We start from the raw sequence: 20,891 nt of genomic DNA on the forward strand, positions 1-20,891 counted from the left end.
GCAGCCATGAATCCGAACGACTCCCGCAACGTGCTTCGCGCCATGTTCGACGCCGCGATCGCTGCCGCCCAACCCGCGCTGTGCGTTCCGCGCCATCTGCCGGCGCCGCCGAAAGGCAGGCTGTTGGTGATCGGCGCCGGCAAGGCCTCCGCGGCGATGGCCCGGGCCGTCGAGGACCACTGGCACGGGCCGCTCAGCGGGCTCGTGGTGACGCGCTACGGGTACGCGGTGCCATGCGAACGCATCAAGATCGTCGAAGCGGCGCACCCGGTGCCGGACGCAGCCGGGGAAGCCGCGGCCCGTCGCATGCTGGAGATCGTCCGGGGCCTCACGAGCGACGACCTGGTGCTGTGCCTGATCTCGGGCGGCGGCTCGTCGCTGCTGCCGCTGGCGCTGCCGGGCCTCACGCTCGAAGACAAGCAGGCGCTCAATCGGGCATTGCTCGCGAGCGGCGCCAGCATCAGCGAGATGAATTGCGTGCGTCGCCACTTGTCCGCCATCAAGGGCGGCCGGTTGGCGGCGGCGTGTCATCCCGCACGGGTGCTGAACCTGCTGCTGTCCGATGTGCCAGGCGACGATCCCGTCGACATCGCCTCCGGGCCCACGGTGCCCGACCACACCACCTGCGCCGATGCGCTGGAGATCCTTCGCCGGTACGAGATCGACGTGCCGCCGCGAGCGCTGGCGCTGCTCGAAACCGGCGAGGGCGAGACGCTGAAAGCGAACGACCCACGCCTGCCGCGCATCGAGACCCGTTTCATCGCGACGCCGCAAATGGCGCTGGAAGCCGCAGCGGCGGTTGCCCGCGACGCGGGACTGAAGACCTGCATCCTCGGCGACGCGATCGAAGGCGAGGCGCGCGAGGTCGCACGGACCATGGCCGGCATCGCGCGGCAGGTGGCACGCCATGGCCAGCCGGTGGCCGCGCCGTGCGTGCTGCTGTCCGGCGGCGAAACCACCGTCACCCTGCGCGGCCGCGGCCGAGGCGGGCGCAACGTCGAGTTCCTGTTGGCCCTGGGCATCGCGTTGAACGGCGAGCCTGGCATCCACGCATTGGCCGGCGACACCGACGGCGTCGATGGACAGGAGGAGATCGCCGGCGCGCTGCTGGCGCCCGACACGCTGGCCCGCGCCCGGGCGCAAGGCTTGAGGCCGCGCGAGCGCCTCGACGACAACGACGGACACGGCTTCTTCGAGGCGCTCGGCGACTCGGTACTGACCGGGCCGACGCTGACCAACGTGAATGACTTTCGCGCGATCGTGATCGCTGCCGAGCCCGGCAGCACCGACCGCGCCACCAGGAGAAACTGAGATGCGAAGAAACAAGCACGCGAAGATCGTCGCGACGCTGGGCCCGGCGAGCGACGAGCGGCAGACCATCCAGGCGCTGTTCGACGCCGGCGCCGATGTGTTCCGGCTCAACTTCAGCCACGGCACGCACGAGGACCACAAGCGCCGACTCGACCTGATCCGCGAAGTCGAGCGCGAAAGCGGACGGCCCATCGGCGTGCTGCTCGACCTGCAGGGGCCGAAGCTGCGCATCGGCACCTTTGCCGATGGCCCGGTGAACCTCGTCGAAGGCAAGGCCTTCCGGCTCGACCTGGACGCGAAGACACCGGGCAACGCGACGCGCGTGGCGCTGCCGCATCCCGAGATCTTCGCGGCGCTCGAAACGGGAACCGACCTGTTGCTGGACGACGGCCGGCTGCGGCTGAGGGTGGAGAAGTTCGGCAAGGATTTCGCCGAGACGCGGGTGGTGAACGGCGGCAAGCTGTCGGACCGCAAGGGCGTGAACGTGCCCGGCGTGGTGCTGCCGCTCTCGGCCATGACGGAGAAGGATCGCGCCGATCTGGCCTATGGCTTGACGCTCGGCATCGACTGGGTCGCCTTGTCATTCGTGCAACGACCCGAGGACGTCGTCGAGGTTCGCAACATCGTGGATGGCCGAGCGGGCATCGTCGCCAAACTCGAGAAGCCGGCGGCCATCGCATCGCTCGACGCCATCGTCGTGGAGACGGATGCGGTGATGGTCGCCCGGGGCGACCTGGGCGTCGAGATGCCTGCCGAGCAGGTGCCCTCGATCCAGAAGCGGATCATTCGCGCCTGCAGGCGGGCCGGCAAGCCGGTGATCGTCGCGACCCAGATGCTGGAGTCGATGGTCACGGCGCCGGTGCCCACGCGCGCCGAGGCCTCGGACGTCGCCACCGCGATCTACGAAGGCGCCGACGCGGTCATGCTGTCGGCCGAATCGGCCAGCGGACGCTATCCGGTCGAAGCCGTGAAGATGATGAGCAGCATCATCGCGCACACCGAGAGCGACCCGAACTATCGCATCGCGATCGACTCATCGCGCGCCGAGCCGCTGGCCCGCACCGCCGACGCCATCGGCGCGGCCATGCGCGACATCACGGGCCTGCTCAACGCCGCAGCCACCGTTGCCTACACGAGCTCGGGCTATTCCGCGCTGCGCATGGCGCGCGAGCGGCCGCGCGCTCCCATCATCGGCATGACGCCACGGCTTGCCACGGCACGCCGACTGGCGCTCGCCTGGGGCGTCCACGCCGTGCTCTGCCACGAGGTGGTGGATGTGCCGGAGATGAGCGATCTCGCCAGTCGCACCGCCCTCAGGGAAGGCTTCGGCGCAGCGGGCCAGACCATCGTGATTTCGGCGGGCATGCCCTTCGGCACTTCCGGCACCACCAACCTCCTGCGCATCGCGCAAATCTGAGCGGAGCAACCATGGCATCGATCCAGCAAATCCGCGGCTTCGAGATCCTGGACTCTCGCGGCAATCCCACCGTCGCCGCCGAAGTCCTGTTGTCCGACGGCTCCCGCGGCCTGGCCGCGTCCCCTTCCGGCGCTTCGACTGGCGCACGCGAAGCCATCGAGCTGCGCGACGGCGATCCGAAGCGCTATCTCGGCAAGGGCGTCCTCAAGGCGGTCGGCCACGTCAACGGCGAACTGAGCAAGGCTCTGGTCGGCCGTGCCGCCGAAGACCAGGGCGCGCTCGACCGCCTGATGATCGAACTGGACGGAACGTCGACCAAGTCGCGGCTCGGCGCGAACGCGATCCTCGCGGTGTCGCTCGCGGCGGCCAAGGCCGCTGCGGCTTCCGGCGGCAAGGCCCTGTATAGCCACATCGGCGGTGACCGCAAGCCGGTGCTCCCGTTGCCCATGATGAACATCATCAATGGCGGCGCGCATGCCGACAACAACGTCGACATGCAGGAGTTCATGATCGTCCCCGTCGGCGCGCCGAGCTTCTCGGAGGCCATGCGCTGGGGCGTCGAGGTCTTCCACTCGCTCAAGGGCCTGCTCAAGGGCCGCGGCCTGTCGACCGCCGTGGGTGACGAGGGAGGCTTCGCGCCGGACCTGCCGTCGAACGAGGCGGCCATCGAGGTCATCCTTGCCGCGATCGAACAGGCGGGGTTCAGGGCCGGAGCGGACATCGCCCTCGGACTGGACGTTGCAAGTTCGGAGTTCCACAAAGGCGGCCGGTACGAACTGGCATCGGAGGCCAGGCACTTCGACTCGGCGCAGTTCGTGGACTACCTGGCTCGCTGGGTGGCTGCCTATCCCATCGTGACGATCGAGGACGGCATGGCCGAAGACGACTGGGATGGCTGGGAACTCCTCACCGCGAAGCTCGGCCGCAAGGTGCAACTGGTCGGCGACGACCTGTTCGTCACGAACACGGAGATCCTGCAGCGCGGCATCGCGCGCGGTGCGGCGAACTCGATACTCATCAAGCCGAACCAGATCGGCACCTTGACCGAAACGCTCGCCGCCATCGCCATGGCCGACAAGGCCGGGTACTCGGCGGTGGTTTCGCATCGCTCCGGCGAAACGGAAGACACCACCATTGCCGACCTCAGCGTGTGCACGGCAGCGGCGCAAATCAAGACCGGCTCGCTATGCCGCTCCGACCGCATGGCCAAGTACAACCGCCTGCTTCTCATCGAGGCCGAACTCGGCCGCGATGCCGTCTTCGCGGGTGGAGCGGCCATTTCTTCCGGCCGTTGAGCCGGCTTTCGATTATTGAATTCAAGTTAACGCCGGATTGAATTCCGACCCACGTCGAACACCCCGCGGCTGCCTACAGTCGCATCACACCCATAAGGAGACAAACCGTGAAGCCATCGAATTTCCGCCCCCGCACCGCCCTGACGGCCATCGCTTTCGGCTTCGCCGCATCGCTCGCCGCCGCGCAAGCCTGGCCCGCCAAGCCGATCACCCTGGTCGTGCCGTTTCCGCCAGGCGGCAGCTCGGACGCACTGGCGCGTGCCATCACCACGCCGCTGTCGCAAAGCCTTGGCCAACCCGTGATCGTCGAGAGCAAACCGGGCGCCGGCGCGACCGTCGGCGCCGACTACGTCGCCAAGGCCAAGCCGGACGGCTACACGCTGCTCATGGGTGCGGTGCACCACACCATCGCCACCAGCGTCTACAAGAAGCTGCCCTACGACTTCGAGAAGAGCTTTGCGCCGATCGCCACCGTCGCGATGGTGCCCAACGTCCTGGTGGTCAATGCCAAGTCGCCGGCGACCGACGTGAAGAGCCTGATTGCAATGGCAAAGGCTTCGCCGGGCAAGCTTTCGTACGGATCCAACGGCAACGGAACGGTCCAGCACCTGATCGGCACCCAGTTCTCGACCTTGGCCGGTGTCGAACTGCTGCACGTGCCCTACAAGGGCAGCGCACCCCTCACGACCGACCTGCTGGGCGGTCAGGTCGACATGTCCTTCGACACGCTCACGCCGCTGGTGCAGCACATCAAGGGCGGCAAGCTGCGTGCGCTGGCCGTGACCACGGCGAAGCGCTCCACCACCTTGCCCGATGTGCCGACGCTGGCCGAAGCGGGCATCAAGGACTTCAACCAGGGCACCTGGTTCGGCATCCTCGCGCCGGCGGCAACGCCCAAGGAGGTGGTCACGAAGCTGAACACCGAGATCGTGAAGATCATCCAGTCGCCGGAGTTCAAGAAGCGCATGGAAGAGATCGGTGCCGAGCCGGTCGGCGACACGCCGGCGCAGATGGCGGCTCAGATCAAGGACGACACCACCAAGTACTCGAAGCTGGTCAAGGACGCCAAGGTCGCCATCGATTGAGTCAGTGGCCGTGCGGGTTGGCGAGCACGAAGTCGGCTACCTGCATCAAGCCGGGAAAGATGCGCTGCGGCTGCGAATCGGCAATCGGCACGCCTGAGTTGTAGCCATAGGGCACGGCCCAGGCGGCCACGCCAGCGTTGCGCGCTGCGTCCACGTCGGTGCTCGAGTCACCCACATGCGCGGCGCGGCGCGTGTCGCCGTCAAGCGTCTCGACTACGTGGCGCAGCACGCTCGCATGGGGCTTCTTGTGCGGCAGGGAGTCGCCGCCGACCACGAGCTCGAACAGGCTTTCGAGCCGAGTGGCCTCGAGCACACGGCGTGCGTGGCGCAGTTCCTTGTTGGTCACGCAGGCGAGCCGGACGCCGGCTTGACGGAGCCGACTCAGCGCCTCGTGCGCGCCAGCGTAGGGCGCGCACATGCTGCCGATCGTGGCGTTCAGGAGGTGCTCGAAGCGTTCCAGCACGGCTTCGACGCGGACCGTCTCCGCCAGCGCCGGCTGCTCGCGGTACAGCCGTGCCAGCAGCTTGAGCATCAGTTGTCGGGAGCCGTCGCCGATGAGATGGGTGATCTCCGCCGTGGGGCGCCGCGCCACGCCGTGCACGTCGAGCGAGAGATTCACCGCCTCCGCGATCTCGGCGGCGGTGTCGACGAGCGTGCCGTCGAGGTCGAAGCTGACGATGTCGTAGACCATGCCGGGATCGGTTCACAGGGCGCTCAGGGCCGCCTTGCGCCGCTCCATCATTCGCCAGATGAAGGGCGTGAAGATCAATTGCATCGCCAACTCCATCTTTCCGCCTGGCACCACGATCGTGTTGGCGCGCGACATCCAGGAGTTGTTGATCATGTTGAGCAGATACTGGAAGTCGATGCCCTTCGGATTGGCGAAGCGAATGACCACCATGCTCTCGTCGGCCGACGGGATGTCGCGGGTAATGAAGGGGTTCGAGGTGTCCACGACCGGCACGCGCTGGAAGTTCACGTGCGTGTACCTGAACTGCGGACAGATGTAGTTCACGTAGTCGGGCATGCGGCGCAGGATCGTGTCGGTCACGGCTTCAGTGCTGTAGCCGCGCTGCGTCTTGTCGCGATAGAGCTTCTGGATCCACTCCAGGTTGATCACCGGCACCACGCCGATCAGCAGATCGGGATGCCGGGCGACGTTCACCTCGGGCGTCACCACGGCGCCATGAAGCCCTTCGTAGAACAGGAGATCGGTGCCCTCGGGCAGTGCTTCCCAGGGCGTGAAGGTCCCCGGCTCCTGATCGTGGGGTGCGGCCTCACCGGCGTCGTGCAAATACCTGCGGTGGCGGCCGACGCCGGTGTCCGCATAGTCGCGAAACAGTGCTTCCAGTTCCGCGAACAGATTGTTCTCGGCGCCGAAATGACTGAAGTTCCTGTTGCCCTCACGCTCGGCCTCCGCCTGCCGCAGCTTCATTTCCTTGCGGTCGTAGCGGTGGAAGCTGTCGCCCTCGATGATGGCGGCGTTGACTCGCTCGCGTCGGAAGATGTTCTGGAATGTTCGCGTGACCGACGTGGTTCCCGCGCCGGACGAACCGGTGATCGAGATGATGGGATGGCGTTCAGACATGGTGTGGCCTCGAAGCAAGATCTCTCATTCGCGGAACAAGCTGTGCCTGGCGAACAACGGACTTGCCAGTCCGCCCCTGGCGGGCTCGGTGTGATACCGCTCGATGCGCTCGACCTCGATCTTCGAGCCGAACACCAGGCCGATGCGCTGGTGAAGCGACGTGGGTTGCACGCCCAGCACGGGCTGGCGCCCGGTGCTGGCGCGTCCGCCGGCCTGCTCCACGATGAATGCAATGGGGTTGGCCTCGTACAGCAGGCGCAGACGGCCCGGCTCGGCCGGGTCCTTCGAGTCGCGCGGGTACAGGAAAACGCCGCCGCACATCAGGATTCGATGCACCTCGGCCACCATCGAGGCGATCCAGCGCATATTGAAATCCTTGCATCGGGTGCCGGTCCTGCCAGCGAGGCATTCGTCGACGTAGCGCTTGACCGGCGCTTCCCAGAAGCGGCTGTTGGAAGCGTTGATCGCAAATTCCTGTGTCTCGATCGGCACCTGGATGTGCGGATGGGTCAGCATGAATTCGCCCAGGTTCGGGTCGAGCGTGAACCCTGCCACGCCGTTTCCCACCGACAGCACCAGCATCGTCGTCGGCCCGTACAGTGCATAGCCCGCAGCCACCTGGACCGCGCCAGGCTGCAGGAAATCGGCCTCGGTCACATCGCGACCGCTGTCGACCACTTCCTGTGGAGCGCGCAACACACTGAAGACGCTGCCGACCGAGACGTTCACTTCGATGTTGCCGGAGCCGTGCAGCGGATCGAACACCAGCAGGTACTTGCCGCGTGGATGCTGCGGAGGGATCTGGTAGGGCTCATCCACCTCCTCCGACGCCATGCCGGCGCAGTGCCCTCCCCACTCGTTCATGCGGGTGAAGATCTCGTTGCTGATGACGTCCAGAGGCTTCCGGGTTTCGCCCGGCTCGCTCGCCGCGCTACCGAGCTCGCCGAATGCCACGGCGCGTGCGATCGCCTTGGCCGCGAGCGCCACGTCCAGGATCAGCGCGTTGAAGTCGCCGCTCGCCCCGGGAAAGCGCCGGCGCTGTTCGATCAGGTATTGCGTGAGCGTGGATCGGTAGGATAAAGGCATGGTCGTCTTTCGATTCGTGGACCCGGATTCAGCGCTGTGCGCTTGCGTGCCAGCTCCTCAGCTCGGCCACCGTCTTGCCCTGCAGGTCGGACAGGACATGCAGCGCTCCCGCGAAGTCGTGGTGCGTGGTGAAGGCGTTGGGGGTCACGATGGTTGGCAGTCCGGCATCGATGGCCGCCCTGAGTCCGTTGGCCGAGTCCTCGAAGGCCAGGCACTGCGCGGCGCGCACCTGCAGTCTCTGCAGCGCTTGAAGATAAGCCTGGGGATGCGGCTTCTTCCGAGGGGCGGTGGCGGCATCCTCGACGACCTGGAAGGTGTGTGCCCAGTCGAGCCCGATCGCCGATCGCAGCACGACCGCGATGTTGACCGGCGACGTGGTGGTCGCGATCGCCAGGCGCAGCCCCGCGTCGAACGCCGAGTCGATCAGATGCTGCACCCCGGGTCTAAGTTGCACGGCACCGTCGTGCACCCTGCGCTCGTAGGACGCGGTCTTGAGATCGTGAATGCGCTGCACGGTATAGGCCAGCGCGCCGGCGTCGATGACCTTGGTGTCGCCGCGCACCTGGCCCCAGTAGTGAAGGATGCGCTCCTTGCCTCCGGCGACCTCCAGCAGCTGCGTGTAAAGCGTCTCGTCCCAATGCCAATCGAGGCCGGCCTCGGCGAAGGCATCGTTGAACGCCGCGCGATGCGCGCTCTCGGTGTCGGCGAGCGTGCCGTCGAAATCGAAGATCAGGGCGCGCAAGGGTTCTGGCTTCACGGCGCATCCTTCTCGGCGTTTGCGAACACCCGGCTGGCGAGGATGTCGCCTGCCGCGATGGTGCTCAGCTCGGCCGCCCCGAGCTCGCGATCGCGGTCGGCGTACAGCCGGCTGGCCTGGCGCAGCCGCGCCCGGTCCAGCGCGTTGCGAACGCTGCGCGCGTTCGCGAAATGCGGTTGGGCGATGCGCAGGTGCAGGTAGTTGTCGAAGGCTTCGCGCGCTTCGGCGCCGAAGCGGTACCGCGTGGCCGAGAGCATGCGGTCTGCAATCTGCAGCAGCTCGGGCGTGGCGTAGTCGGGAAAGTCGAGGTGGTGCGCGATGCGCGAGCTCATCCCGGGGTTGGACTGGAAGAAGGTGTCCATCCGGTCCTTGTAGCCGGCGAGGATCACCACCAGGTCGTCGCGCTGGTTCTCCATCACCTGCAGGAGGATCTCGATCGCCTCCTGGCCGTAGTCGCGCTCGTTCTCCGGGCGGTACAGGTAGTACGCCTCGTCGATGAAGAGCACGCCGCCCATCGCCTTCTTCAAGACCTCCCGGGTCTTGGGCGCGGTGTGGCCGATGTACTGGCCCACCAGGTCGTCCCGCGTCACGCTCACCACATGACCCTTGCGCACATAGCCCAGCCGGTGAAGGATCTGCGCCATCCGCAGCGCCACGGTGGTCTTGCCGGTGCCGGGGTTGCCGGTGAAGCACATATGCAGCGAAGGCGCCTGCGCGACCAGGCCGTGCTGGGCGCGCAGCTTGTCGATCACCAGCAGCGCGGCGATGTCGCGGATGCGGCTCTTCACCGGCACCAGCCCGATCAGATCGCGGTCGAGTTCATCGATGACTCCCTCGACCTGGCTTTGCGCCAAGACCTCGGCCACCGTGCGCGCGGCCTGGGGCGGTTCATCCGGCGCGGCGGCGGCCGGGGCGCCCGGGATCGCGTACAGAGGTGCAGTCATGAGGTGCCCCGAAAGCCGTCGTTCAGGCGCCGGAGCGCTCGCCTTCGGGCTTGTCGGTCGCGTAGCTGCGCACCGTGTAGCGCATCGTGCGGCCATGGACCTCCTGGCGCACGAGGCTGAAGCCAGCCTCGCTGGCGGGCCGGTTGACGATGAAACTCATCGTGATGGTCTCGACGCCGCGTGTGGAGTCGAACGCCATCAGCCGGATGTAGTGATGAGGGAATGTCTTGCGGCACTCCTTCAGTTCGAGCACCACGCCCGCCGCGTCGCCCAAGTCGAACATCGGCATGCCGAACATCTCCCAGTAGGTGTTGCGCGGATGCGGGTCGTCGGTGTATTCGACGCTCCAGGCATAGCCCTTCTGGAGGCCGTAGTCGATCTGCAGCGCGATCTCGGCATCGGTGAGATCGGGCAGGAAGCTGAACTGGCCCTGGGTGATGCGGCCGGTCGGGTTGGTCATCATGATCGAGCCCTCTCAAGCCACCGATGCGGTGGTGGCGAAATCGCTGGTGTCGGTGGAAGCGTAGTTGAACGACACGTCTTTCCAGGTGTCGAGCGCCTGCTTGAGCGGCGTGCAGCCGCGTGCGGTGGCATGCAGGATCTCGGGGCCCTCGTTCAGGATGTCGCGGCCTTCGTTGCGTGCCTTGACGATCGCCTCGAGCGCGACGCGGTTGGCCACCGCACCGGCCTGGATGCCCGCCGGATGCCCGATCGTTCCGCCACCGAACTGCAGGATCACGTCGTCGCCGAACAGGTCGATCAGCTGGTGCATTTGCCCGGCATGGATGCCACCCGAGGCGACCGGCATCACCTTGCGCATGTCCGCCCAATCCTGGTCGTAGAACAGGCCACGCGGCAGATCCCGCTTCGTGAAGCTGTCCCGGCAGACGTTGTAGTAGCCCTGCACCGTCATCGGGTCGCCTTCGAGCTTGCCAACGGCCGTCCCGGTGTGCATGTGGTCGACCCCGGCCAGGCGCAGCCACTTGGCGATCACGCGGAAGCTCACGCCGTGGTTCTTCTGCCGCGTGTAGGTGCCGTGGCCGGCGCGGTGCATGTGCACGATCATGTCGTTGCGGCGCGCCCAGTTCGCCATGCTCTGGATCGCCGACCATCCGATCACCAGGTCGAGCATGACCACCACCGAGCCCAGTTCCTTCGCGAACTCCGCGCGTTCGTAGATGTCTTCCATGGTCGCGCCGGTGACGTTCAGGTAGCTGCCCTTGACCTCGCCGGTGGCCGCGCTGGCCTTGTTGACGCCGTCCATCACGTACAGGAACCGATCACGCCAGTGCATGAAGGGCTGCGAGTTGATGTTCTCGTCGTCCTTCATGAAATCGAGCCCGCCCTTGAGCCCTTCGTAGATCACGCGGCCGTAGTTGCGGCCCGACAGGCCCAGCTTGGGCTTGGTGGTGGCGCCGAGCAGCGGACGGCCGAACTTGTCGAGCCGCTCGCGCTCGACCACCAGGCCGGTCGGCGGGCCCTTGAAGGTCTTCACATAGGCGACTGGAATGCGGATGTCCTCGAGCCGTGCCGCCTTCAGTGGCTTGAACGAGAAGACGTTGCCGATCAGGCTGGCCGTCATGTTGGCGATCGAGCCCTCCTCGAACAGGATGAGGTCGTAGGCGACCCAGGCGAAGTACTGGCCGGGTTGGCCGGGCACCGGATCGACCTTGTAGGCCTTGGCGCGGTAGCTGTCGCAGGCGGTCAGCCGGTCGGTCCAGACCACGGTCCAGGTGGCCGTGCTCGACTCGCCGGCCACCGCGGCGGCGGCTTCGATGGCCTCGACGCCATCCTGTGGCGTGATGCGGAACAGGCAGAGAACGTCGGTGTCCTTGGGCCGGTAGCCGGGGTCCCAGTACCCCATCTGCCGGTACTTCAGGACGCCGGCGCTGTAACGCTTCTTGGCGTCGGTGATGACGCCTTGTTCGACGGGTAGGTTCACAGTGGTCTCCGGGCAGCGTTGGGTGGATGAACTCACTGTAGAAGTCGAAGCAATTAAGGTAAATTCAGACTTCTTTTGCTTTTAAGTAAGCATTTCCTTAATCATGAACATCACGTTCCGCCAGCTGCGGGTGTTCGCCGAGGTGGTGCGCCAGGGCAGCGTGCTGCGCGCCGCGGAGGCGCTGCACCTCACGCCACCGGCGGTGTCCATGCAGATCAAGGAGGTGGAATCCCAGGTCGGCCTGCCGCTGTTCGACCGCGCCGGCCGGCGGCTGTCGCTGTCCACCGCCGGCGAGTATTTCGCGGTCTACGCGCGGCGCCTGCTCGGCACGCTGAAGGATGCCGAGGACGCCATGGCGCGCTTCAAGGGCGTCGAATCGGGCGTATTGACGATCGGCATGGTCAGCGCGGCGAAGTACTTTCTCCCGCAGCTGCTGGCGCAGTTCCATGCCGAGCATCCCGCGGTCGAGGTGCGGCTGCGCCTGGGGAACCGCGAGCAGCTGGTGGCGCTGATGCAGGCGAACGAGGTGGAGGTCTCGGTGATGGGCCGGGCACCCAAGGAATGGCCCAATCGCGCCGAACCCTTCGCGATGCACCCGCACGTGCTGGTGACGGCCCCGAGCCACCCCTTCGCGAGGGCGGAGAACGTGCCCGCTGCCGCTCTGGCGCGCGAAGGATTCATCGTGCGCGAGCCGGGTTCGGGCACGCGCGCGGCGCTCGAGGAGTTTCTCGCCGTGCACCGCCTCCAGCCGATGCTGATCATGGAGATGCCGAGCGACGAGGCGATCAAGCAGTCCGTCATGGCCGGCCTGGGCGTGAGCCTGGTCTCGCTCCACACCATCGGTCTGGAATGGCGCAACGGGCTGATCGCCGCGCCGTCCGTGGAAGGTTTGCCGTTGATGCGGCGCTGGCACCTCGTGAATGCAGCAGCCAAGATGCTGTCGCCGGCAGCCGAGGCTTTTCGCTATTTCATCCTCGAGCGCGGCGAATCGCACCTGGCCGCGATGTTCAGCGAGACGGCACTGGCATGAGCCCCGTCGCGGCGCGCGCTTGCGGTTAGCATCCCCAAAGACACACGCAGTCAGGAAATCAATGCGGATCTTGCTCGTCGAGGACGACCGGGTGCTGGCGGATGCACTTTCGCGGGCGCTGGTGCAGTCCGCCCATGCTGTCGACGTCGTCACGACCGGCGAGGAGGCCGACCATGCCCTCGCCCTCGGCAAATATGACCTGGCCGTCCTGGACATCGGCTTGCCCGGGCTGAGCGGACTGGATGTGCTGAAGCGTCTCAGGGGCCGCAAGTCGACGATGCCAGTGCTGATGCTCACCGCCTTCGACACCCTCGCAGACCGTGTCCGCGGGCTTGATCTCGGCGCAGACGATTACCTGGCCAAGCCGTTCGATCTGCCGGAGCTCGAAGCGCGAGTCCGAGCGCTGCTGCGCCGCAGTACCCAGTCCACCCCCGACCTCGAACATGGTTCGCTGCGCTTCGATACCGTTGGCCGCCGTGTGTTCCACGACAAGCGGCCGCTGGATTTGTCGCCACGCGAACTCGCCTTGCTCGAACTGCTGCTGATGCGCGCGGGGCGTGTCGTGAGCAAGGAGCAAATGGTCAATCATCTCTATGGCTGGGGCGACGAGGTCGGCGACAACGCGATCGAAGTCAACGTCTACAGGCTGCGCAAGAAACTGGAGCCGCTGGGTTGCGAGATCCGCACCGTGCGCGGCATGGGCTACCTGATCGACAGCAGCGATGTGGAGGTCTGAGCCCCGGCTGCAGCGCAAGCTGCTGGCCTGGCTGCTCGGGCCGCTCACCGTCCTGCTGGTGCTCGATACGGCCGCCGCCTACTGGAACTCGCTGCGGTTCGCCAACCTGGCCTACGACCGTGCGCTGCACGAGATCGGCCGCGAGATCGCCCTGCACGTGAAGCTCGACGGAACGCGTCCCCGGCTCGAGCTCTCGGAGGCCGCGGCCAACATCCTGTTCGTGGATCCGGAAGACCAGCTCTTCTACCGGGTCATCGGCGAGAACGGCGCCGATCTGGGTGGCGATCCCCAGTTGCCTGCGGCGCGCGTTGGAAAGGCCGGCAAGCCGGACTTCTACGGCGATGCAGTGCGCGGCGAACCGGTGCGGATGATGGTGGCGTGGATGCCCGTCGGGCCGGATGCCGGGCCCCCGCAGGTTCTGGTGCAGGTGGCCGAAACGCTCAACAAGCGAGCGCGCCTGACCTGGGAAATGGTCGCGAATGTGGTGCTGCCGCAGCTGCTCCTGATCGTCATGGCGACGGCCGTGGTCTGGTTCGGGGTGTCGCGCGGGCTCGAACCGCTGCAGCGGCTGCGCCGTGCCGTATCGGACCGCTCGCACCTGGACTTGAGTCCCATCGACATTCAGGACGTCCCGGGAGAGGTGCGTCCGCTGGTGGACGACATCAACGAATTGATGGGACGCCTTGGGCGCACTTTCGATTTCCAGAACCGCTTCGTGGCCGACGCCGCTCATCAGCTGAAGACGCCGGTCAGCGGCCTGAAGGCCCAGATCGAGCTGGCATTGAGGGAAAGCGATCTGCACCGGGTGCGCCATTCGCTCGCGCAGCTCTATATCAGCGCCGACCGGCTGTCGAGGCTGGTGCGCCAGCTGCTTTCGCTGGCCCGCAACGAGCCCGGTGCGCTCGACTCCATGCAGTTGCAGCCGTTGGACTTGAACGCCCACGCCCTGGAGGTGAGCATGGACTGGGCACCCCAGGCCATCAAGCGAAACATCGACCTGGGCTTCGAAGGCGCCGAACATCCGCTGATGATCGACGCCGACCAGGACCGCTTGCGCGAGCTGGTCAACAACCTGATCGACAACGCGATCCGCTACAGCCAGTCGGGCGGTCGAGTGACCGTGCAGGCCGCCCGGATCAACGACGATCAATGTCGCCTGGCCATCAGCGACGACGGCCCCCGCATCCCCGTGGAAGAGCGCGCCCGCATCTTCGAACGATTTCACCGCCTCCTCGGTACGCAGGAGGATGGCAGCGGTCTCGGACTTGCCATCGTCAGCGAGATCGCCACGCTGCATGGCGCGCGCATCACGCTGGAGGAAGACATCGACGGCGTGGGCAACACCTTCAGCGTCTTCTTCCCTTTGCGCGCTGCCTGATTGGCGCAGCGGCACTCTGTAAGCTTGTTGACAGCTGGCAGACAACCGGCTGTCAGCGCCCCGGCAGAAAGGTGACAGGACAGGTCTCTACGCTCGAAAGGTCAGAACCGCTGTGGTTCGAACCATTGAACGAGGAGTCACCGTGTCGCTTTTTTCGAGTGCTGAATTCTGGATCGCACTGTCGCAGATCATCCTGATCAATATCGTCCTGAGCGGCGACAACGCGGTCGTCATTGCGATGGCCTCCCGCTCGCTGCCGCCCGCCCAGCAGAAAAAGGCCATCCTGTTCGGCAGCGTCGGAGCGATCGTGTTGCGCGTGGTGCTGACCTTCTTCGCCGTCTACCTGCTGACCCTGCCGTACCTCAAGCTGGTTGGCGCGGCGCTGCTGTTCTGGATCGGCATTGGCTTGCTTCAACAGGAAGACGAGGAAACGGGCCTGGAGGGCCACGCTGGTCTGGCTGCGGCCATCAAGACCATCGTGCTGGCCGATCTGGTCATGAGCCTGGACAACGTCGTCGGCGTCGCCGCTGCAGCCAAGGGAAATGTTCCGCTGCTCGTGTTCGGTCTGGTGATCAGCATTCCGCTGATCATCTTCGGCAGCACCTTGATCCTGAAACTGATGGATCGATTCCCGATCATCATCGTGCTCGGCGCCGCGCTGCTCGGCTGGGTGGCCGGAGAAATGGCCATTTCGGATCCGGCCATCGCTGGTTGGGTCGCCGATCGTCACGCGCTGCACACGATGGTCCCGGCCTTCGGTGCTCTGCTCGTGGTGGCGGTTGGCAAGTGGATGAGCAGCCGCCGCGAACAGCGCCGCGAAGAACTGCAGGCGACCAAGAAGCAGCCTGCCGTCTGAGGGTGCCGGCGTGACGCGTATCCTGGTACCCATCGACCCGGATCAGCCGGCCCGGACGCGCTCGGCCATCGAACAGGTCCTGCGCATGCGCCGGAACGACCGGGTGAGCATCCGCTTGCTGCGCGTGCAGCCCATGGTCTCTGGACATGTCGCGATGCTCTTCAACAAGCGCGAGCTGCTGGACTTGCAGCTCAGCGCGGGCGCCGAAGATCTGCAGTACGCGCAGAAGCTGCTCGATCTGGCCGGGGTGCCCTACGCCAGCACCGTGCTGGTGGGGCGCAGTGCCGAGACGATCGCCATGGCCGCACGCGACTACGGCTGCGACCGTATCGTCTTCGGCCGCGACGAACCGAGTCTGGCGGGAACGATCTTTGGCTCGCTGGCGCAGCAGGTGCGTCAACACCTGAGTGCGAGCGGTGACCCCCAGGTCATCAGTTCCTGATCATCCACCAATCAGCCAAGACCAACCACTACTCCACCGTCACGCTCTTCGCCAGGTTCCGCGGCTTGTCCACATCCGTCCCGCGCGCGCACGCCGTGTGATAAGCCAGCAATTGCAGCGGCACCACGTGCAGCAGCGGTGACAGCGCCCCGTAGTGCCCCGGCATGCGAATCACGTGAAGCCCTTCGCCGCTCTCGATGTGCGTGTCGCCGTCGGCCAGCACGTAGAGCACGCCGCCGCGCGCGCGGACTTCCTGCAGGTTGCTCTTGAGCTTTTCGAGCAGGGCGTCGTTGGGCGCAACGGCCACCACGGGCATCTCGCTCGTGACCAGGGCGAGCGGGCCGTGCTTGAGTTCGCCGGCCGCGTAGGCCTCGGCGTGGATGTAGGTCACTTCCTTGAGCTTGAGCGCGCCTTCCAGGGCGATCGGGTAGTGCAGGCCGCGGCCGAGGAAGAGCGCGTTCTCCTTGCGCGCGAAGTCTTCTGACCAGCTGATGATCTGCGGCTCCAGTGCGAGCACGGATTGCAACGCCACCGGCAGGTGCCGCATTTCCTTCAGGTATCGGGCTTCGTCGGCTTCAGGCAGGCGACCCTTGGACTGCGCCAGCGCGAGCGTGAGCAGGAAGAGGCCCGCGAGTTGCGTCGTGAAGGCCTTGGTCGACGCCACGCCGATCTCGACGCCGGCGCGCGTGATGTAGGCCAGCTTGCACTCGCGCACCATCGCGCTGGTCGCGACGTTACAGATGGTGAGGGTGTGCTCCATGCCCAGCGACCGCGCGTGCTTGAGCGCGGCCAGCGTGTCGGCGGTCTCGCCCGACTGGCTGATGGTCACGACCAGAGTCTTCGGATCGGGCACGGAGTCGCGGTAGCGGTATTCGCTCGCGATCTCGACCTGCGTCGGGATCTTCGCGATGCTTTCGAGCCAATACTTGGCCGTGCAGCCGCTGTAGTAGCTGGTACCGCAAGCCAGGATCAGCACGTTGTCGATTTCGTTGAACACGCGCCAGGCGGCCGCGCCCGGTGCGCCGTCGGTGCCGACGCCGTCGAAGAGCTCGGGCACGATACCTTCCACGCCTTCGAGCGTGTCCGAGATCGCGCGCGGCTGCTCGAAGATTTCCTTCTGCATGTAGTGGCGGTAGGGCCCAAGTTCCGCCGCGCCGCTGTGCGCCTGCACCGTGCGCACGACGCGGGTCACGGGCTTGTGGGCGCGGTCGACGATCCAGTACTTGCCGGGCTGGATGTCGACCACGTCGCCCTCTTCGAGGTAGACGATCTGGTCGGTCACGCCGGCCAGCGCCATGGCATCGCTCGCGAGGAAGTTCTCACCCTCTTCCTTGCCGGCGCCGAGGATCAGCGGTGAGCCGGCGCGCGCGCCGACCACCCGGTGCGGCTCGTCGCGGCAGATCGCAGCAATGGCGTACGCGCCCTGGAGCTGCTTGATGCTCGCCTTCACGGCTTCGAACAAGTCGCCGTCGTAGTGGCTGTCGATCAGGTGCGCGATGACCTCGGTGTCGGTCTGGCTCGCGAAGACATAGCCTTTCGCCTGCAGCGCCGCGCGCAGAGATTCATGGTTCTCGATGATGCCGTTGTGCACCAGCGCCACCCGTCCGGGCCGCGCGGCCTCCGCATCCGTGCCGGGGCCGTGGCTGAAATGGGGATGCGCGTTGTGCACCGCCGGTGCGCCGTGCGTGGCCCAGCGCGTGTGGGCGATGCCGGTGCTCCCTTCGATGTGCTCGTCACGTACCTGCGTCAGCAGTTCGGCCACGCGCGAGGTGGTGCGGGCACGTTGCAGGCCGCCCGCGTGGACGGCCACGCCGCAGGAGTCGTAGCCGCGGTATTCGAGGCGCTGCAAGCCCTGCACGAGGACGGGAACGATATTGCGCCCGGAAACGGCGCCGACGATGCCACACATATGAGCTGATCCTGCGATTGGAAGTTGGACCGATGGTAGGCCGACATCCGTGAAATTTCAGGTCAGTTTTTTCATATTATTTAACCCTTAATTTCTCGTTCATTGAATGATGGACTTTTATTCCACTATTATCTTTGTTGTGAAATTTTCAGACCTAGACGACATCGACTTGCGCCTACTCGACGCGCTGCAAGATGACGCGTCCCCAAGCAACCAGTCGCTCGCCGAGCGCTTCAACATCTCGCCGCCCACCTGCCTGCGACGCCTGCGCCGCCTGCGCGAGGCTGGATGGATCGAAAGCCAGGTCGTCATCCTGAGCGCCGACCGCATCGGCCCCCTGCTCACGGCCGTGGTCGAGGTCTCGCTGGACCGGCAGGACGCCTCCGCGCTCGACGCCTTCGAGCAGCGCGTCGCGCCGGACGATGCCGTGCAGCAGTGCTACCGCGTCTCGCCCGGCCCGGATTTCGTTCTGGTTGTCACCGTTCGCGACATGCCCGCCTACCAGGCGCTCGCGCAACGCCTCTTCACGAACGACGCCAACGTGCGCAACGTGAAGGCCTTCTTCAGCATCAAGCGCGCGAAGTTCGCGCCCCGCGTGCCTCTGCCGTCACTCGCCTGACCTCACCTGAGCGCGGCGCAACCGCCAATTGCCTGGATCCAGGAACACCGCGGAACCGGCTCCGCCGGGCCGCCGGTGTTGCCCCCGGCAGGGGGTGAGCGGCTACACGAAGTGAGCAAGCCTGGGGCGAGCTACTTTTTCGGTCGCTGCCAGTTCGGGAAGCTGGTTTGACGCGCCCGCGAGATGGTCAGCGCACCCGGCTCCGTGCTCTTGGTGACCGTCGAGCCCCCGCCGATCGTGCCACCGGCACCGATCGTGACGGGCGCGACCAGCACGCAATTGCTGCCCACGTGCACGTCGTCACTGATGATCGTGCGGTGCTTGAAGGCGCCGTCGTAGTTGGCCGTGATGCTGCCGGCGCCATAGTTGACGCGCTGGCCGACCGTAGCATCACCCAGGTACGCGAGGTGGTTGGCCTTCGCACCCGCGGCGAGGGTCGAATTCTTGACCTCCACGAAGTTGCCGATGTGCACCTCCGCGCCCAGGCGAGCGCCGGGGCGCAGCCGCGCGAAGGGCCCGACCAGCGAGCCCGCGCCCACCGTCACGCCGGCCTTCTCGCCGTCGATGTGGGTGAACGGATGGATCACCGCACCGGTCTCGATGCGCGCGTTGGCGATCACGCAGTTCGCCCCGATGCGCACGCCGGCGCCCAGCGACACCGCGCCTTCGAACACGCAGTTGACGTCGATCTCGACATCCGATTCGCAGGCCAGCGTGCCGCGCAGGTCGAAGCGCGCCGGGTCGGCCAGCCGCACGCCCTGCACCATCAGCGCGTCGGCCTGGCGTCGCTGGTAGGCGCGTTCGAGCGCCGCGAGCTGGGTGGGGCTGTTGACGCCGGCCACCTGCAAAGCATCGTCGGTTCGGTGCGCGACGACCGGAACGCCATCGATGGTCGCAAAGCCCACCACGTCGGTCAGGTAGAACTCGCCCTGCGCGTTCTTGTTGTCCAGCCGCCCGAGCCAGGACTTGAGCAGGCGGGTCGGCACCGCCATGACGCCGCTGTAGACCTCCTGGATGGCGCGCTGGGCCTCGTTCGCGTCCTTCTCTTCGACGATGGCGAGCACTTCGCCCTCGGCTTCGTGCCCCGGCGCACGGATGATGCGGCCGTAGCCGGTCGGCTCGTCGACACAGATCGTGAGGAGCGCCAGGCGCCGGCCGGCGCTCTCGGCCACCAGCGCGCGCAAGGTGTCGTCACCGATCAGAGGCACATCGCCCGAGAGAACCACGACCGTGCCATCGTCGGGAAGGAGCGGCGCCGCCTGCTGCATGGCGTGGCCCGTGCCGAGTTGCGGCACCTGGCGCGCGAACTGGGGCGTCACGCCCGCCACGGCGCCCTCGAGCGCGGTCTCGACATCCGTCGCGCCATGGCCGGTCACGACGACGACGTTGCGCGCGCCGATACGTCCCGCGGTGTCGATCACGTGCGCAACAAGTGCACGCCCACCCAAACGATGCAACACTTTCGGCAAGCTGCTCTTCATGCGCGTGCCTTTTCCGGCCGCCATGATGACGACGTCGACGGGTTCCTGGTTGTTGTCCTGCGGAGTCTGATTCATGCCTTTTTCTCTGATTCGTTGCGCAAAGCTGGCGCGAATTATCGGCGTGCTGGTTCTCGGCGCCACTCTGGCGGCGTGCAGCGCCGTCAAGCTGGCATACAACAATCTGCCGGAAGTCAGCTATTGGTGGCTCGACGGCTACCTCGATTTCGACGGCACCCAGACCCCCCGTGTGCGCGACGAGTTGGACCATCTGCTGGCCTGGCATCGCCAGAACGAACTGCCCAGGGTCGTCGCCATGATGCAGAAGGCGCAGACGCTGGCGCCCAACGACGTCACGCCCGAGCAGACCTGCGACATGGTGAACGAGATCCGCAACCGGCTGCTCGCCCTGGCGGAGCGAGCGGAAACGGCCGGCGCCGAACTTGCGGTGAGCCTGACCGAATCGCAGTTGCAGCAGCTCGAACGCAAGTACACGAAGATCAACGCGGACTACCGCAAGGATTGGCTGGAGCGCAGCATCGAAAAGCAGCAGGAGATGCGCTACGAGAAATTCGTCGAACGCAGCGAGGATTTCTACGGGCGGCTCGATGCGCAGCAACGCGATCTCCTCAGGCTGCAGGTGGCGCGGTCCGTGTTCGATCCGCGCGAACTCGATGCGGAGCGCAAGCGGCGTCAGCGCGAGGCGCTGACGCTGCTGCGCCGCTTCAACGCACAGAAGACCCCGCCGCCCGAAGCGCAGGCGGCGATCCATGCCTACGTGCTGCGCATCGCCAGTCCGCCGCCGGGTCCCTGGCGCGACCGGCAACAAGCGCTGCAGCGGGAGGCCTGCCACGACATCGCCGAGTTCCACAACCAGACCAGCCCGGCCCAGCGCGACAAGGCGGTGCGGCGGTTGCAGTCGTACGAGAACGATCTACGCGACTTGGCGACGTCGCAGTGAACTCCTGGAATACGCCAAACGGCACATGAAAAGTGCGGCGACAAAGTACAACATTTG

General features: G+C 66.2%; 20 protein-coding genes. 11 read left to right on the forward strand and 9 right to left on the reverse strand.

The features are described 5' to 3' along the window. Positions 1-6: 6 nt before the first annotated feature. The 4 genes from QTI04_RS14325 (at position 7) to QTI04_RS14340 (ending at position 5,108) form a co-directional block, all read left to right on the forward strand. On the forward strand, positions 7-1,311 hold the full coding sequence (locus tag QTI04_RS14325) for a glycerate kinase (protein ID WP_286616228.1): 1,305 nt from the start codon (positions 7-9) through the stop codon (positions 1,309-1,311). A 1-nt stretch (position 1,312) separates the two neighbouring features. After that, positions 1,313-2,728 (forward strand): pyruvate kinase, encoded by a 1,416-nt coding sequence (gene pyk / locus QTI04_RS14330; protein WP_286616229.1) that lies wholly within the window; start codon positions 1,313-1,315, stop codon positions 2,726-2,728. An 11-nt stretch (positions 2,729-2,739) separates the two neighbouring features. Next, positions 2,740-4,023 (forward strand): phosphopyruvate hydratase, encoded by a 1,284-nt coding sequence (gene eno / locus QTI04_RS14335; RefSeq protein WP_286616230.1) that lies wholly within the window; start codon positions 2,740-2,742, stop codon positions 4,021-4,023. A 107-nt stretch (positions 4,024-4,130) separates the two neighbouring features. After that, positions 4,131-5,108, forward strand: coding sequence for a tripartite tricarboxylate transporter substrate binding protein (locus QTI04_RS14340; RefSeq protein WP_286601910.1), 978 nt, complete (start codon positions 4,131-4,133; stop codon positions 5,106-5,108). 1 nt (position 5,109) lies between these two features. Here the strand turns inward: QTI04_RS14340 and QTI04_RS14345 are convergent, their stop codons facing one another. Genes QTI04_RS14345 through QTI04_RS14375 form a run of 7 tightly spaced genes read right to left on the reverse strand, consistent with a single transcriptional unit; the run spans position 5,110 to position 11,425 of the window. Then, positions 5,110-5,799, reverse strand: a complete 690-nt coding sequence (locus QTI04_RS14345) for an HAD-IA family hydrolase (RefSeq protein ID WP_286616231.1) — start codon at positions 5,797-5,799, stop codon at positions 5,110-5,112. Positions 5,800-5,811: 12 nt separating this feature from the next. Further along, a complete protein-coding gene (locus tag QTI04_RS14350; RefSeq protein ID WP_286616232.1) occupies positions 5,812-6,696 on the reverse strand; it encodes a phosphoribulokinase in 885 nt (294 codons plus the stop codon). A 24-nt stretch (positions 6,697-6,720) separates the two neighbouring features. After that, a complete protein-coding gene (locus QTI04_RS14355) occupies positions 6,721-7,782 on the reverse strand; it encodes a class 1 fructose-bisphosphatase (protein WP_286616233.1) in 1,062 nt (353 codons plus the stop codon). Between the two features lie 28 nt (positions 7,783-7,810). Continuing rightward, positions 7,811-8,539, reverse strand: coding sequence for an HAD-IA family hydrolase (locus QTI04_RS14360; RefSeq protein ID WP_286616234.1), 729 nt, complete (start codon positions 8,537-8,539; stop codon positions 7,811-7,813). Continuing rightward, positions 8,536-9,483: a CbbX protein gene (cbbX, locus tag QTI04_RS14365; protein ID WP_286616235.1), complete on the reverse strand. Its 948-nt coding sequence runs from the start codon at positions 9,481-9,483 to the stop codon at positions 8,536-8,538. The genes QTI04_RS14360 and cbbX overlap by 4 nt, the downstream gene beginning before the upstream one ends. A gap of 22 nt (positions 9,484-9,505) precedes the next feature. Next, positions 9,506-9,946, reverse strand: coding sequence for a ribulose bisphosphate carboxylase small subunit (locus tag QTI04_RS14370; protein ID WP_286616236.1), 441 nt, complete (start codon positions 9,944-9,946; stop codon positions 9,506-9,508). A gap of 12 nt (positions 9,947-9,958) precedes the next feature. Continuing rightward, positions 9,959-11,425 carry a ribulose-bisphosphate carboxylase large subunit gene (locus QTI04_RS14375; protein ID WP_286601903.1) on the reverse strand — a complete coding sequence of 489 codons (1,467 nt, stop codon included), beginning with the start codon at positions 11,423-11,425 and terminating at the stop codon, positions 9,959-9,961. Positions 11,426-11,528: 103 nt separating this feature from the next. Between QTI04_RS14375 and QTI04_RS14380 the strand changes: the two genes are divergently transcribed. The 5 genes from QTI04_RS14380 to QTI04_RS14400 all read left to right on the forward strand — a co-directional run bounded on the left by QTI04_RS14380 (position 11,529) and on the right by QTI04_RS14400 (position 15,867). Further along, complete coding sequence (locus QTI04_RS14380) at positions 11,529-12,455, forward strand: LysR family transcriptional regulator (RefSeq protein WP_286601902.1); 927 nt, start codon at positions 11,529-11,531, stop codon at positions 12,453-12,455. 61 nt (positions 12,456-12,516) lie between these two features. Further along, positions 12,517-13,191, forward strand: coding sequence for a response regulator transcription factor (locus QTI04_RS14385; RefSeq protein WP_286601901.1), 675 nt, complete (start codon positions 12,517-12,519; stop codon positions 13,189-13,191). Then, positions 13,178-14,569 carry a sensor histidine kinase gene (locus tag QTI04_RS14390; RefSeq protein WP_286601900.1) on the forward strand — a complete coding sequence of 464 codons (1,392 nt, stop codon included), beginning with the start codon at positions 13,178-13,180 and terminating at the stop codon, positions 14,567-14,569. Before QTI04_RS14385 ends, QTI04_RS14390 begins: the two co-directional genes overlap by 14 nt. Positions 14,570-14,711: 142 nt before the next feature. Beyond that, a complete protein-coding gene (locus QTI04_RS14395; protein WP_286616237.1) occupies positions 14,712-15,425 on the forward strand; it encodes a TerC family protein in 714 nt (237 codons plus the stop codon). Between the two features lie 10 nt (positions 15,426-15,435). Beyond that, positions 15,436-15,867 carry a universal stress protein gene (locus QTI04_RS14400; protein WP_286601898.1) on the forward strand — a complete coding sequence of 144 codons (432 nt, stop codon included), beginning with the start codon at positions 15,436-15,438 and terminating at the stop codon, positions 15,865-15,867. Positions 15,868-15,895: 28 nt separating this feature from the next. Here the strand turns inward: QTI04_RS14400 and glmS are convergent, their stop codons facing one another. Next, positions 15,896-17,776, reverse strand: coding sequence for a glutamine--fructose-6-phosphate transaminase (isomerizing) (gene glmS, locus QTI04_RS14405; protein ID WP_286616238.1), 1,881 nt, complete (start codon positions 17,774-17,776; stop codon positions 15,896-15,898). A 106-nt stretch (positions 17,777-17,882) separates the two neighbouring features. Here glmS and QTI04_RS14410 point away from each other — a divergent pair, with 106 nt between their 5' ends. Beyond that, positions 17,883-18,395 (forward strand): Lrp/AsnC family transcriptional regulator, encoded by a 513-nt coding sequence (locus QTI04_RS14410; RefSeq protein ID WP_286616239.1) that lies wholly within the window; start codon positions 17,883-17,885, stop codon positions 18,393-18,395. Positions 18,396-18,526: 131 nt separating this feature from the next. Here QTI04_RS14410 and glmU read toward each other — a convergent pair whose 3' ends face one another. Next, positions 18,527-19,951, reverse strand: coding sequence for a bifunctional UDP-N-acetylglucosamine diphosphorylase/glucosamine-1-phosphate N-acetyltransferase GlmU (gene glmU / locus QTI04_RS14415; protein WP_286616240.1), 1,425 nt, complete (start codon positions 19,949-19,951; stop codon positions 18,527-18,529). Between glmU and QTI04_RS14420 the strand changes: the two genes are divergently transcribed. Next, a complete protein-coding gene (locus QTI04_RS14420) occupies positions 19,950-20,834 on the forward strand; it encodes a DUF6279 family lipoprotein (RefSeq protein WP_286616241.1) in 885 nt (294 codons plus the stop codon). The genes glmU and QTI04_RS14420 overlap by 2 nt on opposite strands. The last annotated feature ends 57 nt before the right edge of the window (positions 20,835-20,891 follow it).

It is taken from the genome of Variovorax sp. J22R115 (assembly GCF_030317005.1).
In the GTDB taxonomy this organism is placed as follows: domain Bacteria; phylum Pseudomonadota; class Gammaproteobacteria; order Burkholderiales; family Burkholderiaceae_C; genus Variovorax.

Bases quoted from the DNA above. Each gene is read 5' to 3' on its own strand.
- QTI04_RS14385 (WP_286601901.1), top strand. From the start codon at position 12,517: ATGCGGATCTTGCTCGTCGAGGACGACCGGGTGCTGGCGGATGCACTT.
- glmS (WP_286616238.1), bottom strand. From the start codon at position 17,776: ATGTGTGGCATCGTCGGCGCCGTTTCCGGGCGCAATATCGTTCCCGTC.
- QTI04_RS14355 (WP_286616233.1), bottom strand. From the start codon at position 7,782: ATGCCTTTATCCTACCGATCCACGCTCACGCAATACCTGATCGAACAG.
- QTI04_RS14350 (WP_286616232.1), bottom strand. From the start codon at position 6,696: ATGTCTGAACGCCATCCCATCATCTCGATCACCGGTTCGTCCGGCGCG.
- QTI04_RS14390 (WP_286601900.1), top strand. From the start codon at position 13,178: ATGTGGAGGTCTGAGCCCCGGCTGCAGCGCAAGCTGCTGGCCTGGCTG.
- cbbX (WP_286616235.1), bottom strand. From the start codon at position 9,483: ATGACTGCACCTCTGTACGCGATCCCGGGCGCCCCGGCCGCCGCCGCG.
- QTI04_RS14345 (WP_286616231.1), bottom strand. From the start codon at position 5,799: ATGGTCTACGACATCGTCAGCTTCGACCTCGACGGCACGCTCGTCGAC.
- pyk (WP_286616229.1), top strand. From the start codon at position 1,313: ATGCGAAGAAACAAGCACGCGAAGATCGTCGCGACGCTGGGCCCGGCG.
- QTI04_RS14325 (WP_286616228.1), top strand. From the start codon at position 7: ATGAATCCGAACGACTCCCGCAACGTGCTTCGCGCCATGTTCGACGCC.
- QTI04_RS14370 (WP_286616236.1), bottom strand. From the start codon at position 9,946: ATGATGACCAACCCGACCGGCCGCATCACCCAGGGCCAGTTCAGCTTC.
- QTI04_RS14380 (WP_286601902.1), top strand. From the start codon at position 11,529: ATGAACATCACGTTCCGCCAGCTGCGGGTGTTCGCCGAGGTGGTGCGC.
- glmU (WP_286616240.1), bottom strand. From the start codon at position 19,951: ATGAATCAGACTCCGCAGGACAACAACCAGGAACCCGTCGACGTCGTC.
- eno (WP_286616230.1), top strand. From the start codon at position 2,740: ATGGCATCGATCCAGCAAATCCGCGGCTTCGAGATCCTGGACTCTCGC.
- QTI04_RS14410 (WP_286616239.1), top strand. From the start codon at position 17,883: ATGATGGACTTTTATTCCACTATTATCTTTGTTGTGAAATTTTCAGAC.
- QTI04_RS14420 (WP_286616241.1), top strand. From the start codon at position 19,950: ATGCCTTTTTCTCTGATTCGTTGCGCAAAGCTGGCGCGAATTATCGGC.